This window comes from Coleofasciculus sp. E2-BRE-01 (genome assembly GCF_040221695.1).
Taxonomy (GTDB): domain Bacteria; phylum Cyanobacteriota; class Cyanobacteriia; order Cyanobacteriales; family Coleofasciculaceae; genus Coleofasciculus.
The window spans coordinates 1-15,601 of the sequence record NZ_JAVKEA010000058.1 but is presented as its reverse complement, the minus strand read 5'-3'; the positions used below and the strand labels follow the sequence as shown (position 1 = coordinate 15,601).

At 45.0% G+C, this 15,601-nt stretch carries 9 protein-coding genes; 3 read left to right on the top strand and 6 right to left on the bottom strand.

The genetic code is table 11. From position 1 onward, the window contains the following. Positions 1–185 precede the first annotated feature (185 nt). Together RIG66_RS06375 and RIG66_RS06370 are read right to left on the bottom strand one after the other, a co-directional pair. Positions 186–1,283, bottom strand: a complete 1,098-nt coding sequence (locus tag RIG66_RS06375) for a hybrid sensor histidine kinase/response regulator (RefSeq protein ID WP_446376284.1) — start codon at positions 1,281–1,283, stop codon at positions 186–188. 184 nt (positions 1,284–1,467) lie between these two features. Further along, positions 1,468–4,365, bottom strand: coding sequence for a PAS domain S-box protein (locus RIG66_RS06370; RefSeq protein WP_446376282.1), 2,898 nt, complete (start codon positions 4,363–4,365; stop codon positions 1,468–1,470). Between the two features lie 225 nt (positions 4,366–4,590). On the opposite strand from RIG66_RS06370, the gene RIG66_RS06365 reads away from it, so the two are divergent. Then, positions 4,591–5,256: a class I SAM-dependent methyltransferase gene (locus RIG66_RS06365; RefSeq protein WP_446376280.1), complete on the top strand. Its 666-nt coding sequence runs from the start codon at positions 4,591–4,593 to the stop codon at positions 5,254–5,256. Between the two features lie 118 nt (positions 5,257–5,374). Beyond that, positions 5,375–6,676, top strand: coding sequence for an NAD(P)/FAD-dependent oxidoreductase (locus RIG66_RS06360; protein WP_446376278.1), 1,302 nt, complete (start codon positions 5,375–5,377; stop codon positions 6,674–6,676). Positions 6,677–7,202: 526 nt separating this feature from the next. Here RIG66_RS06360 and RIG66_RS06355 read toward each other — a convergent pair. The 4 genes from RIG66_RS06355 to RIG66_RS06340 form a co-directional block, all read right to left on the bottom strand. Beyond that, complete coding sequence (locus RIG66_RS06355) at positions 7,203–11,423, bottom strand: CHAT domain-containing protein (RefSeq protein ID WP_446376276.1); 4,221 nt, start codon at positions 11,421–11,423, stop codon at positions 7,203–7,205. 327 nt (positions 11,424–11,750) lie between these two features. Continuing rightward, positions 11,751–12,707 carry a succinylglutamate desuccinylase/aspartoacylase family protein gene (locus RIG66_RS06350; protein WP_446376274.1) on the bottom strand — a complete coding sequence of 319 codons (957 nt, stop codon included), beginning with the start codon at positions 12,705–12,707 and terminating at the stop codon, positions 11,751–11,753. A 242-nt stretch (positions 12,708–12,949) separates the two neighbouring features. Continuing rightward, a complete protein-coding gene (gene rimK / locus RIG66_RS06345) occupies positions 12,950–13,855 on the bottom strand; it encodes a 30S ribosomal protein S6--L-glutamate ligase (RefSeq protein ID WP_446376272.1) in 906 nt (301 codons plus the stop codon). 7 nt (positions 13,856–13,862) lie between these two features. Next, positions 13,863–14,327 (bottom strand): ATP-dependent zinc protease family protein, encoded by a 465-nt coding sequence (locus tag RIG66_RS06340; RefSeq protein ID WP_446376270.1) that lies wholly within the window; start codon positions 14,325–14,327, stop codon positions 13,863–13,865. A gap of 236 nt (positions 14,328–14,563) precedes the next feature. Here RIG66_RS06340 and dapB point away from each other — a divergent pair, with 236 nt between their 5' ends. Beyond that, positions 14,564–15,391 carry a 4-hydroxy-tetrahydrodipicolinate reductase gene (gene dapB / locus RIG66_RS06335; protein ID WP_446376268.1) on the top strand — a complete coding sequence of 276 codons (828 nt, stop codon included), beginning with the start codon at positions 14,564–14,566 and terminating at the stop codon, positions 15,389–15,391. Positions 15,392–15,601 lie beyond the last annotated feature (210 nt).

Sequence of the window (15,601 nt, the reverse complement as noted above, 5' to 3'; positions counted from 1 at the left end):
CTCCCAAGCTTGGGAGAGGGGCTGGGGGTGAGGGCTGGCGTTTCAACGGTAATGTCACAGTAAAGGTTGTGCGGTCTGGGCGGGTTTAGTTACATCTGGGTGAAGTGAAAAACGATAATAGTGAAACCCGCCCCTACACAGACACCTTCATCAAAGGTATGGCTCAACACCATCAACCATCAACACTATGTTAACGGTAATGTCACAGTAAAGGTTGTGCCGACATTAACTTCACTGTCTACGCTAATTTCACCGCCATGAATGTCCACGCAGCGCTTGACGATGGAAAGTCCTAATCCTGTTCCTTTAATTGTGCCGACATTGCTGGCACGATGGAAGGATTCAAACAAGTGCTTTTGTGCCTCTGGAGGAATGCCAATTCCACTGTCTTGAATCTGAAACGTGACACGGGTATCGCTACTGAATAAATTAAACGTGACTACGCCGCCTTCGGGGGAGTATTTTACCGCATTCGCAAGTAAATTAGAGAGGATGGGGCGCAATAGGTTAACGTCTAGACAAGCCTCGCTGACTTCACCTTGGTGGTTAAAGATAATTTGGTATTGTTCCCCAGCATTGGTCTGGATTTCTTCGACTAAGTTATGACAAAATTCAACTAAATTGATGGAAATAAGTTGAAGATCAACTTTTCCAGACTCGGCTCTACCAATCAGTAAAACGTCATCTAACAACTGAATCATCTGGTTCACAGATAGTTTAATTTGCCGCAAATGCTTTTCTTTTTTAGCATCCATACTATCTCGACAATACCGTTCCAGCAGATCATTTGAGGAACTAATTGTGGTGAGGGGGGTGCGGAATTCATGGGAGGTGATGGCGATAAACTGAGTTTTTAGTTGGTTTAATTCTTTTTCTTTGGCTAAGGCTAACCGCAGCCGTTCTTCGGACTGATGGCGAGAGAGGGCAATTTCAATCGTGGTTTTCAGTTCGTCTTCTTGGAATGGTTTGAGCAGATAACCAAAGGGGGCGGTTATTTTAGCTCGCTTTAAGGTAGGCTGATCAGCATGGGCAGTCAGATAGACGACGGGAATATTCAGACGTTGACTAATCTCCTTGGCGGCTTCAACTCCATCCAGTTTTCCGGGGAGTTGAATATCCATGAGAACTAAGTCAGGTTTAGTTTGAGTCGCTGTGGCGATCGCCTCTTCTCCCGTCGTCACTATCCCCACAACTTCATACCCTAGTGTCTGCAAAGTGGTTTCAATATCAAAAGCCACAATTTCTTCATCTTCTACAATTAGCAGCCTTGCATTGGAGATCATGATGATTGTTTCCTTGCTAATAGAGAGTGGGTTGGGTTAGCTCAAACTTGAACGTCCTAGACAATTTTATATCGTTATGGCTATATTTTATGGAATGATCTTAATGAATAACAAAACATAACCAATGTATTAAAAGATACCGAGCATGGAGCAAGTCAGGCGAGTTCAATGTTGTCTGGGAGGATTAGCAACTCCGGTTAAATACAATTATAAATCGAGTTCCCTGTTTGCGATCGAGTTTTATCTCACCGTTAAGTTGCTTAGTCAACCGACACACAAGCTGTAAGCCTAGAGACGAGGTTTGCCTAAAATCCACGTCCTCTGGAAAACCAATGCCATTATCACGGATAATCAAGTATAACTGTTCTTGGTGAACAGAAGATAGAGAGTCTGAAGTGGCGTTTGTTAAGTTGTTTTCCCCATCTTCCCCATCTCCAATGGCACTGACTTTAGAGTTTGTAGTCAGCGCTTCAGCGCTTATGGCACTAAAGTGCCTACTACGAACCCAGCTTAAGTCAGCGACATTCCCCCTATCTCCCTGATCCTCCCCTTCGCCTTCATTAGTTCCTCCTCTCGTCTGGAGAGTGATGCAAATATCACCATTGCGGGAGTCGGGAAAGGCATATTTTAAGGAATTGGATACTAATTCATTAATAATTAATCCACAGGGAATGGCGGTATCAATCGACAGCGAAACGGGAGCAATCGTCAGATTAAAGGTAATCCTTTTTTGCCTTGCTCCATAGCAGCGAGAGAGAGAGTCAACCAGACTTTGGATATAAGCGCCAAAGTTAATCTGGGATAAATTCTCAGACTGATACAGTTTTTCGTGAATCAGTGCCATTGCTTGCACTCGATTTTGACTTTCTTGCAAAAGGTCTAAGATTTCGGGTGCTTTCAGTTTTCTTGCCTGTAAGCGCAACAAGCTGGAGATAATTTGTAGATTATTCTTGACCCGATGATGAATTTCTTTGAGCAGGGTTTCTTTTTCGATTAAGGATGCTTTAATTTGTGCTTCTGCTTGCTTTCGTTGGGTAATATCGCGCCAGGTTACGGCTAACCCATCATCGAAACGAACAGCACGAACATCGAAGGCTTGTCTCAAGTGTTGTGGATGGGATAAATCATCATAGAAGAGTAATTCTTTCACCAACGGTTGACCCGTTTCCATAAGCTGGCAGTAGGCATCGAATAACTCATCTTGATAAGCAAGAGGCAAAACCGAGTAGATTCGTTGACCTCTTTGTACGGGTTGAGTAAAACAGTGATACTGATTAGTAGCGGCATTGACATACTCAAGGACAAAATCAATAATTTGACCTGAATCATTGCGAATAGGTTCATACAAAGCAAAGCAATCTAATATACTATCCAGCGAAGTTTGGAATCGGTGTTCACTTTGGGTTAATTCGTCTTGTAACTGTTGCTGGTGAGTAATATCTTCGATCATGGCAACACAAAATACAGGTTCACCAATCAAGTCGCGCATCACCGCAACAGTTAGATTTGTCCAGACAATCTCACCGTTCTTTTTAAAATAGCGCTTCGGCATCCGGAAACTATCGATTTCCCCCTGCTCAATTTGTTCCATGTAGTGTAAATCATGCCCCATATCATCAGGATGGGTAAAATCGTCAAAGATAAGCGACATGATTTCTGACTCAGAGTATCCCAGCATCTGATAATAAGCAGGATTGACTTGAATAAACTGATGGGTATGAAAGTTGATCAGGGACATACCAATGGGAGCATGATCAAAAATTTGCCGGAATTGTTGTTCTCTTTTTTGTAAGGCGGCTTCAGTTTTTTTGAGGTTCGTGATATCGAGAATTGTACCAAATACACCAATTATCTGGTTGTCTAAGTTTAAAATGGGTTTCCCTTTAGCGAAAAGATAGCGAATCGAACCATCAGGACGAATCAGTCTATAGTTTAATTGATAAGGTTGCTTATGTTGGATACTATAGGCAACCGTTTGGGTAAAATATTTGCGATCATCGGGATGAGTAATCTGGTGTACCAGTTGTGCATAAGTTGGTTCACCGTGATGGGGATCTCGACCAAAAATCCGGAATGTTTCGGCTGACCAAGTAATTTTATGAGTCGCCATATCATAATGCCAATGACCCAGATGAGCTAGTTCTTCGGCTTCTGCAAGTTTAGCTTGACTTTGGCGTAAATGTTCCTCAACTTGCTTGCGATCAGTGATATCTTCAGCAATTCCTACATTGCGGTTAACTTGTCCATAATCATCGAAAAGTGGCAAAGTACGCGCCCAAATCCAACGCTGTTCACCATTGGGTTGAATAATCCGATATTCTTGCTCAAAGGGTTCGTTCCAGATGTGATTTTTCCATTCAGTAATCACGCGATCGCGATCATCTGGATGAACTACATCTTGCCAAGAGTCTGGCTGTTGATAGAGGGAGTCACAAGAAAGTCCCCAGATTTTTTCGTAAGCTGGACTAACATAGATCATCTGGTCAACCGTGCGGATAAATAAGACTTCCCGCAGGGTTTCGGCAATTTGGCGAAAGTTTTGTTCGCTTTCTTTTAATTGAGTGTTGACGCGCTGACAAGATTGAGTTTCTTTGACCAGTTTTTGACTGGTGTGGCGTAAATCTACGGTACGCTGATTCAGGTTAGATATCAGTATTTTATTGAATAACTGAGAGAGATTAACTTCTGCTTTTCTGCGTTCGCTAATGTCCAGGCTACTGCTGATTAACCGATAAATCCGCGACTCTTGATTGTACAAAGGTGTGAGCGTGGTTAACCACCAACTATCCTGAGATTGGCAATAGGTTTCATAGACAATCGGATGTCCCTCCTGAACGCATCGGGTATAGTTATCCACGATAGCGGCGGCTTCATCCGCCGGAAAAACCTGTTCCGGGGATTTGTCTTTTACTTCCTCTAAACCTTTACCCATCCATTGTTCAGAGGCTCGATTCATCTCCACGAAACGAAATTCACCAGAGGGTAAAACATCAATTACCGTAATCGGATGAACGACGCCTTGATAAATACTCTCTAGGAATTGTTGTCGTTGTTGAAGTTTGGCGTAGGTTGGTGATTCCATTTTTCACTAAAGTAGCTAGGGTGTAGGGGCTGGTTTGACTACTATTGTGTCTTATCTCACCCCAATGTAACTAAACCCGCCCTGACTTGACCCTTAGGTAGATTGGCACGTATTGGAAAATGTGCTAAAAGTCAACATAACAGAGTTAGATCGGATAGATATCAATATCTGCATCTTGCGATCGCGGCTACCCCAGCCTTCCTGCTTTCCTGTTTCCTATTGCCTATGTCTAACAAAACCCTAGGTTTAGATACTCCACTGTATAAATACTTATTATCGGTGTCCTTGCGAGAACCCGATATCCTGCAAAAATTACGGCAAGAAACCGCCACTCATCCAGATAGCGCGATGCAAATCGCCCCGGAACAAGGGCAGTTTATGGCATTGTTGGTTCAGCTAATAGGCGCTAAGAAAACCTTAGAAATTGGCGTATTTACAGGTTATAGTGCCTTAGCCGTCGCCTTAGCCTTACCTGAGGATGGCAAGATTGTCGCCTGTGATGTGAGTGAAGACTATACCGCCATTGCCCGCCGTTATTGGGACGCCGCCGGAGTCTCGGATAAAATAGATTTGCGATTAGCGCCTGCTTTGGAGACATTAGACGAATTATTGGCAGCAGGGCAAGCAGAAACGTTTGATTTTGCGTTTATCGATGCTGATAAAGTAAATTATCTGGCATACTATGAGCGATCGCTGCAATTAATTCGTCCGGGAGGTTTAATTGCTATTGATAATGTCCTGTGGGGGGGACGAGTGGCTGATCCTCAGATTCAAGATAAAAATACCGCCGCGATTCGGGCATTTAATCAAGCCATTAGTCAAGATGAACAGGTTATTTTAAGTTTAGTTCCTATTGCTGATGGATTAACCTTGGCATTGAAGCGGCGTTAGATTTGCCAAGAACTCAAGTTCTTGGCTAAAAGCTTAAACCCGTTAAAACGGGTTCAATATCTTACCACGAATAAATGACAACCTATAATTTTGTCAACTGAGTTAGGAAAGACAACTAATGGTTAATGCCGCAATTGATAATCAATCCCCTAAACATGTAGTAATTATAGGCGGTGGGTTTGGTGGACTTTATGCCGCCCAATCGCTGGCAAGGGCATCGATTCAGGTAACGTTAATCGATAAACGTAATTTTCATTTATTTCAGCCTCTATTGTACCAAGTGGCTACAGGTGGTTTATCTCCTGGCGATATTTCTTCTCCTTTACGCGCCGTACTGAAGCGTCATAAAAATACTCAGGTATTGATGGGAGAGGTGATGGATATCAATCCTCAAGATGGCTTGATTAAACTTAAGGATGGTAACATGATTAAGTATGATACTTTAATTGTGGCAACAGGTGTAAGTCATCACTATTTCGGCAACGATCAATGGGCAGAGAAAGCACCTGGATTGAAAACTATTGAAGATGCGTTAGAAATGCGGCGACGCATTTTATCGGCATTTGAAACCGCAGAAAAAGAAGCTGATCCTGATCAACGTCGGGCGTGGTTAACTTTTGTGATTGCCGGCGGTGGACCTACAGGAGTAGAATTGGCAGGGGCATTAGCAGAACTGGCTCATAGTACATTAAACCAGGATTTCCGCCACATTGATACAACAGAAACTAAGATTATTTTATTAGAAGGAATGGAGCGAGTATTGCCTCCCTATCCGCCCCAATTATCCGCCGAAGCGCAAGCGGAACTTGAGCATTTGGGGGTTCAGGTACAGACAAAGACACTGGTTACCAATATAGACGAGGATCAGGTGACGATTAAAAGCGGCGATCGCACTGACCAGATTACCGCAAAAACCATTCTCTGGGCTGCTGGGATGAAAGCCTCCCCAATAGGAGAGGTACTGGCTAAGGCTACAGGGGTAGAGTGCGATCGCGCTGGACGAGTGATAGTTAATCCTGATCTCACTGTACCAGGACATGCCAATATTTTTGTCATTGGTGACTTAGCCAATTTCCCCCACCAATACGACGACGGCAAACCCTTACCCGGTGTCGCCCCCGTTGCCATGCAAGAGGGGCAATATGTAGCCAATTTAATCCAAAAACGCCTCAAAGGGGAAACATTACCCCCGTTTCATTACACCGACTACGGCAGTTTAGCCGTGATTGGACGCAATGCGGCGGTTGTTAATTTAGGATTTGTCAAATTCTCCGGCTTTTTGGCATGGTTAACCTGGATTTTTGTGCATATCTTTTTCCTAATTGAATTTGATAATAAAATCATCGTCATGGTGCAATGGGCATGGAGTTATTTCACCCGTAATCGTGGCACTCGGTTGATTACTAATCCAGAGGAGTAATCGTCATTCGTCATACTCGCTTCGCGAGAAGCAAGCTACGTCATTTGTCATTCGTCTTATGTATAAAACCATGTCCGACTAATTACCGTCACATTTGATATACCCCATCAATTCTATCGATATCAATTAAATGGTAGGGGCGACCCGCTGCAAAAATGAACACAATTAACCTATGAAATTTATCGGGTCGCCCTGCATAAGGTATCAGAAAAACCAAGAAAAATCGACATGAACCATTGCCTAAAATTAAACCGTCACTTTTCTCTATGTAACCCTAAATTGCGTATAATTAATTATCGTAAACTACCACATTTGGCAGGGCGAGTCGAGAGCAGTTAATCCTAACACCACCCCATTTAAGCAGCGACTCGCCCCTACAGGTGATCACCGACAATCGCTTGAGACAAGCGAAGGGTCAAAACTCAGAGGTTTAATTGGGGTCTTCCGTAGTTAGTGTGCTAAATTGTTAGTTTGATTTGCCCTAATATTAGACAGCAATAGAGCTTAGCGACGGTTCAAAACTCTCTCACCACGGACTTCCAACTAAAGTAAACGCACTCCAATAATAAGGATGAGTGAGTTCCTTTTTTGACAAATTAGCTAATTCTGGTGGTAAAGCAATCCGGCGATTTGGCGTAATCAAATAACCCTCTTCTAATCGCACTTGTCCGCGAATCATGGCTAATTGTGCCTGTCGTAATGCTTCCGCTTTCAGAGGCGATTGCTGTAATTGTTCATAAAAACCTGTCATTAACCCTAACGTGCCTTCATCACTGACATACCATAAACTCCCCAGGGCAGATTTCACCCCAGCTTGTACCGCTAATCCAGTAAATCCTAACTCCGCTTCTTCATCCCCTAAAGCCGTCCGACAGGCACTTAATACCATCAGTTCCACGGTGGGGTCATGTAATCCCAACTGGCGGATATCACTCAGTTTGAGTTTATGATCCCAAAACTGAATATAAGAAGAACTGGGTTGACCCGATTTAAATTCACCATGGGTGGCTAAATGGATAATGCCAAAGGGTTGAGATGCTCTCGCTGTCTTCAAATTAGCGGCGGTAAAGGTTTCATTCAAGAACGATTTCCCCTGCCATAATTGAGTCGCGATCGCGGATAATTCAGCGGGTACAGCAGGTAAGGGGTTTTGGTCAGTAAATTGAGACGCACCCATAGCTAAAACGTGCAAATCTCTCACATCTCGATAACGGGTATCAGTGAGGGAAAGACTAGGCATGACACCAATACTATACCGTTCAATCATAAACTGTTCCCCATCATGCAAGACAGCCAGGGGTAGGGAACGCAATCCCTGATCCATAATGAAGGCTAGATTATTAATCTCTTGGGTCTTTAATTCTGTCTCTAAGGGTGCAATTAGCCATTGATAAAACTGTTGGGCATAACGTTGATAGGGACGAGGAATGTGAGTATCCGTAACGGCGCGGCGCAATTTGTTAGCGGTATCCATTACTTTTTCGCGGGTTGCACCAGGTATCGAGCGGCGTATGAGTTCCCCATTCGCGGTGACGAGGATAATTTCGAGTTGATCACTATTTCGTAAGGGAGACTCCTTGGCTGAAGATTGACTGTCTTGGCTGCGAGTTTGGGGCGCTACTGTGGTGGGTACAAAAACGGCGTAGATAAGTGCAGGTTTAGCCCCTGTAGCTTGTTCGATACGATGTAAAGTTGCCCGGGCATCTGCCAGAGTCAAAATGGTAGTATCTTGGAGTCCTAAATAGGTTTCATAGTCACGGGTTAACGATTCCTCCCATTTGGCAACCTGGGTGTCAATTTCGATTTCCGGCGGTTCGTCTTTGTCGGGAGGTAAAGTGGGTTCAGTCAAAGGTTTGAGTAAGTTAACAGGATTGATAGCAGCGTTAGTTTCTGAAGTGAGGAACTCCGGAGGCAAATTTGGTGGCGTTACCGGAATGGGCGGGGAATCAACGCTGATAATTTGAATATTGCCCACCTGCTGAGTAAACAGAAAGGATTGAGTTGGGGCAATAGTAAAATCGCCACTGGTAATCGTTCCCCTGGTTCCATTAGTTGTGCCATCACCCACGATGAAAGGAGTAACACCATTTCCACCATGTCTGATCGTGATAGAATCTCCACCCAATCCCCCAGCCGTAGAGATGCTGGCGCTAATCCCATTCTGGTCAACAAATGTTCCCGTAGCACGGAAAAATTGACCAGCAGTGATATCAACTTGACCGCCTTGACCATTATTTCCGCCTTGGGCGTTGATCCAGGTAACTTGAATATCACCAATGGGGTCTAACGTAACATTACCGCCATCGCTGATAGTGCCGCTACTATTAATTTTTCTGGTTGTAATTGCAGTCGCGGCATCAATTAAAATATCACCGCCACTGAATCCAGAACTGTTGAGATCATTAGTGGTAATTTCTCCATCACGACTGGTTAACGTAATGTTTGCCCCTTGACCATTTCCACCGGAACTAGCATCAATATCTCCCGTGGTAATATCTTGAACAGCGGTTAGTGTAATTGCTCCCCCATTGCTGGTTTGAGCATGACTATCGAGGATGCCGCTACGAGTATCAATTGACCCGTTACTGGTTAAAGTAATTGCCCGACCTGGATTAATAATTGTACCTGTCGTAATCCGTTGATTCGCTTGCAGTGTAATCGTGGCATCTTGAGTGCCAGTCAGGGTAAAACCTGTGGTATCAATTGCCCCTGAACCAAAAGGCGATCGCAAAATTACCGGAACCTTAAAAATGATGTCATCTGCCACCGTAATTGTACCCTGATTATCCTCGCCACCAATCACAACTTGCTCAAATCCATCTTGGAATAGATTCAGTTTATCGGTATCCAGATTCCAAGTATTACTATTACTATTCGTTGTCTCTCCAATCGTCATATCGACAGTTGGGTCAAAAGGAGATAACGCCACCGTTCCTGTCCCTTGGACTTGTGGCGTTTTCGGGAAATTCGGATCATCAATCACCTGAATTTGATCTGCAATCAAAGTCGTCGTACTCTCTCCCGTTCCTCTAGCTTGAATAAAACCATCTTGCACATTAATTCCGGCTGCACCATTGGCACCGATTCCCTCCAGGGTCATAGTTCCCCCACCCGTTTTCTCCACACCACCCCCTCTTAAATCAATGCCATAGTTATTGTCTCCTGTTCCCTTACCCACACCAATTAGAGTAATCGCGCCATCCCTGGCGGTAATTCGAGAGGGATTAGTCTGGTTAGGATCTATTTCCTGAATCCTAATCCCGTGATTTTCCGTTATTCCCGCGCCAGCAATTCCCTCAATCGTAATATTTCCAGTTCCCGTCACCTCAACAGTAGAACCCCGAAATAGTTCAACCCCATGATTAAATTGATCGGGTTCAGTTCCCCCCTCACCAATAAACTGAATATCCCCATCTCTGGTACTAACCAAACCCCCTTGGTCAAGTTTGATTCCTTGACTCCCATGTAACGTCCCTTCTCCTCCATTCCCGCCAGTCCCTTCAACAATAATTGTTCCTGTTCCTGTTGACTGGATACTTCCACCCTGATTCCCAATAGAAACCCCATAATGTAAACCATTATCCCCAGAACCTCCGGTACCAATGAGATGAATGGTGCCATCTTGCGAAGAAACCGTCGCGTTATTAATCGAGATTCCCCGATTTCCTCGATTATTATCTTCGCTGAAATTTCCGCCGTTTCCCCCTGTACCGTTTAAAGTAATTGTTCCTTGTCCAATTGCTTCGACACGGCTACCCTGACTAATTTGGATACCGGGAATACTGGCTCGAGTATTCTCTTCAGTTCTGCCAATCCCCAGGATAGAAATATGACCTGTACCCGACTCAACTGTCCCTGACGCGATCGCAACCCCAACCTGATTCGGTATAATTCCCCCAGAATCCGTCTGTATCTCTGCCGATGGTGTTACCTCGACCCCAGTTTCCACCCCATTAGCCGGACCCGTTAACAACGTCGCTAAATCCAGAGGGTTTGTCGGTAACGCTAATCCCCCATTACTCCTCGGTAACTCTACCTCGAAACTTAACACCTGTCCCGGTTGAGAGACTTTCACCAAACGAGAATTCGGCACAGCCGTGATAATAATCGTTCCCCCGGATGCCGTCAGCGTTCCTGTATTCACGACTTGTCCACCCAGTAGGGCTAAATCCCGTCCGGGTTCAACCGCCAATTCTGCCGCATTAATAATGATTCCTCCTTGGGATAAGTCAAAGGCAAATTGACTGGGATCTCCGACCAAGTTCTGATAATTATTGTCGCCCAATGCATTAAACCAGTTATTGCCAAATCCAATTCCTGTCGCCGTCGTTACCTTAAAATCAGCCGGGACATTGAGTTGAGCATTAGCACCAAAAACAATTCCCGCTGGATTCATTAAATATAAATTGGCTGTTCCCCCTGTCACCTGAATTAATCCATCAATAATGGAGATATTTTCGCCAATCACTCGTCCCAGAATATTTCTCAAATCCGGAGTTGCCAAAAAATTAGCAACTTGATCTGAATCAACGCCAAACTCTCGGAAACTGTGGAATAAATTCGTTCCATCATTCGACAAACTGCCACCGTGAATATCAAAGTTGTCGCCATTTTGAGTGACAGTTGTACCCGTACCGTCATCGGCTTCGATAATAGATTGAGCCAACACTGGAGCCGCCGTTACCAGGCTTACTGTTCCAGCTAAGAGAGTCAACAGGCAGATTTTGCACCACTGAGCAGATTTCATCAGGTTAATTGTTTGTTACAAACAGACTGCATTCTATCCCAGTGTTCTCTTTTATTTTTCCTTCAGCAACAAAACTCTAAAAAACGCTAACTTGTGTAATCTTTCGGTTGGTGGAAATAAACTCAACCCGATTAAAGGCTGTAAATATTTCTCAAACTCTTACATAAGACAGATGACACAAGACCTAAGATGAATGTCACTGACTTAAGGCTGGTGGGCAATGCCCACCCTACTAAAAAACGCTAAAACCGTTTATTATAATGTAACGGTTTTAAATGAGTTGTGTAATATTTTATTGCCTATTGCCTATTGCCTAATCCCTGTTCCCTAATCACTCAAAACCGCTAAATGCAAAATCCCATCGCCCTGATTCACCAACGGATTCTGCGTGTGACCAATCACTAAGCCATCAAAGGGTGCATACGCTTTAATGCTATTCTCACCAAAGGCATCGGAAATAATGCATAAAACTTGCTTTTTGTCAACGCGCTGACCCAATTTAACAGTGAGGCGCAAAATCCCACTCCGGGGCGCTCGTACCCACTTACTTTGTTTAACTTCTAGTGATGGGTGCAACGATTCAGGGAACGTCAACTCAATCATGTTTAATCCCACCATCATCCGTAAAATACCCTCTACCCCAATTGCGATCGCATCCGGATCAAATCGCAACGCCTCACCCCCCTCATACAAGAGGATTGGGATACCTCGCTTCGTCGCGGCTTGGCGCAACGATCCATCCCGCACCGTTGAATGCATCAGCAGGGGTGCAGCAAACGCTTTAGCACAGTAATAGGTTTCTGAGTCATCTAAATTCGCCCGTATTTGCGGTAAATTCGTGCGATGTTGAGCCGCCGTGTGCAAATCAATCCCGTGGGTACAGCGACTCACTATTTCTGTCATAAACAAATCCGCCAACCGAGAGGCTAAAGAACCACGGGGGGAACCGGGAAACGAACGATTTAAATCTCTGCGATCGGGCAAATAACGGGATTGTTCAATAAAGCCAAAAACATTAACAATTGGCACCGCAATCAGGACACCATGAAGCTGAGATGGATTAATCCGTTCTAAGACTTGGCGAATAATGTCCACCCCATTAATTTCATCACCATGAATCGCCGCACTCATCCACAGTCGTGGACCCGCCTCCACACCATTAATCACCGTAATCGGTAACGAGAGTAGCGTTTGCGTTGGCAGACGGGCAACCGGAATTTCTGTGCGCTTCCGTTCTCCGGGCGCAACACGAATCCCACCAATTGTTATAGTTTCATGATTCACAGTTGAGTTTTGAATTTTGATCCTTCACTGCATTTGAGGTAACCGAGTTCGTAGGGGCGGGTTTAGGGACTTACGTTTCGCTATTGATGATAACGTTTGCACAAAACCCGCCCTTTCCAAATGTAGGTGCAGGTTTCACGATTATCGTTTCTTCCCTCACCCATAAGTAACTAAACCCGCCCCGACTTGACCCTGCGCTTCGCTATTTGACAAAGGACAAAGGACCAATGACAAATGACCCATTAATACTGAATGCGATCGCGCGTTTTTCCGGATGCTGCATTTTTCTGCAAAAAGTCAATAATTTTCCCCGCCACATCCACACCCGTCGCGTTTTCAATCCCTTCTAAACCAGGAGAAGAGTTAACTTCCATCACCACCGGACCATGATTAGATCGCAACAAATCCACACCCGCCACTCTTAGTCCCATCGCTTTCGCCGCCCGTACCGCCGTACTACGTTCCTCTGGAGTTAACTTAATTTGTTCAGCATTACCACCTCGATGCAGATTGGACCGAAATTCCCCCGGTGCGCCTTGTCGCTTCATCGACGCCACCACTTTGTTATCAATCACAAAGCAGCGAATATCCATACCCCCCGCTTCTTTAATAAACTCCTGCACCAAAATATTGGCATCTAAACCGCGAAACGCTTCAATCACCGACTTCGCCGCTTGATGAGTTTCTGCCAAAACCACACCAATCCCTTGAGTTCCTTCCAGCAATTTAATCACCAGAGGCGCACCGCCCACAATTTCAATTAACCCATCAATATCTTGAGTGGAATTAGCAAACCCAGTCACCGGAAGTCCCACACCTTCACGGGAAAGAATCTGAAGACAGCGTAACTTATCGCGGGAACGAGAAATGGCTTGGGATTCATTCGCCGCGAACACCCCCATCACTTCAAATTGGCGCACCACAGCCGTTCCATAGAACGTCTTAGACGCACCGATGCGAGGAATAATCGCATCCAACTCTTCCAAAACTTTCCCCTGATACACCACTTTGGGCTTATGAGACGTAATATTCATATAACAACGCAGGTAATTAATCACCCGCATATCATGACCCCGCGCTTCCCCCGCTTCCTTGAGGCGTCGCGTGGAATATAGCGAAGCATCTTGGGACAAGATAGCTATTTTCATAAAAGGACTATAGAATCATTTGCTTAATTGTGCGCTTCCTGGTTGAACTTTGGACAAAAGACCGACCCGCATCGACTAAAAAGCGTTTACGGACGGCTTGACGCCCTAACAGCATCCGGAATCCCATAACATCTCGGTTCGTCAGGGTAAGTTCAATCAACCAGCGCTCCCCGTTTAGTTCTACCATAGTTTGGATAACAGGTCGTAACTGGGCATGACCCCCAGAATTGCGAACCTGTCGCTGGTCAATCAGTTCAGCTTCGGCGGAGACAGTGCGATGGGTATCTCGTTGATAGGGATGGACTTTGAACCGAACCATGGTTTTGTCATCCCGTGAAAAGGTTTCGACATCAAAGGCGTGTAAGGCGGAGGAACGCGCCCCGGTGTCAATTTTAGCTTTGATCTGGGCAATTCCTAGATCCGGCAAGGCGACTCGTTCCCGCCAGCCGATAATGGATAAGGACTTGGACATAAATTCAGTAGACTGAAACGTTTTCGGTTAAGAGGAGCAGGGGAAGCTGGGGAAGCTGGGGGAGCTGGGGGAGATGGGAGACAAAATTTCTATAGCCCATTACCCTGTTCCCTATTCCCTGTTCCCTCACGAATGACAAATGACGATCCCCTCCGTTAGTAGGACTCGTTCCCACCTAACTTATCGCCAAAAGAAGCTAAAATTCCCTTGACGAGTCTCAAGGATAAAGCAAAACCATGACAAATGCATCTCCCATCCCCGTGGTTGTCAACGGTGCGGCGGGTAAAATGGGTCGTGAAGTGATTAAGGCGGTCAGTCAAGCCGAAGATATGACCTTGATTGGTGCCGTTGATCATAACCCGAACTATATGGGTCAAGATGTTGGCGAAGTCGCAGGTTGTGGTGCATTGGAAATTCCAATTCTGAATGACCTGCAAGCCACACTTGTCATGGCGACTCAGGAACAAGTGCAAGGGGTGATGGTGGATTTTACCCACCCTGACAGCGTTTATGAGAATGTTCGTACCGCGATCGCTTACGGGGTTCGTCCGGTTGTCGGTACCACGGGACTCACGAGTGATCAAATCAAAGACTTGGGCGAATTTGCCGAAAAAGCCAGCACAGGTGCTTTAATTATTCCCAATTTTTCCATTGGCATGGTCTTATTGCAACAAGCCGCCATCCAAGCTTCCCAATATTTTGACCACGTTGAAATTATCGAACTCCATCACAATCAAAAAGCTGACGCCCCAAGCGGTACAGCGATTCAAACCGCTCAACAATTAGCTGGATTGGGCAAAACCTATAATCCCGCTAAGGTAGAAGAAACCGAAAAACTGGCGGGGGCTAGGGGAAGTGTCGCCAATGACAACATTCGCATTCACAGTGTCCGCTTACCCGGTTTAATCGCTCACCAAGAAGTCATCTTTGGTGCTACTGGTCAAATCTACACCCTACGTCATGATACTAGCGATCGCTCTTGTTATATGCCAGGTGTCTTGCTTGCCATTCGCAAAGTGACTCAGCTCAAATCTCTCTTCTACGGATTAGATAAAATATTGTAATGTCATTCGTCCTTTGTCCTTTGTTTTTCTAAGTACTCAATCTGACAAGAGTTGTTTTACCGGAAACAGTGACTCAATGACCAATGACCAATGACCAATGACCAATGACCAATGACCAATGACCAATGACCAATGACCAATGACCAATGACCAATGACCAATGACCAATGACCAATGACCAATGACCAATGACCAATGACCAATGACCAA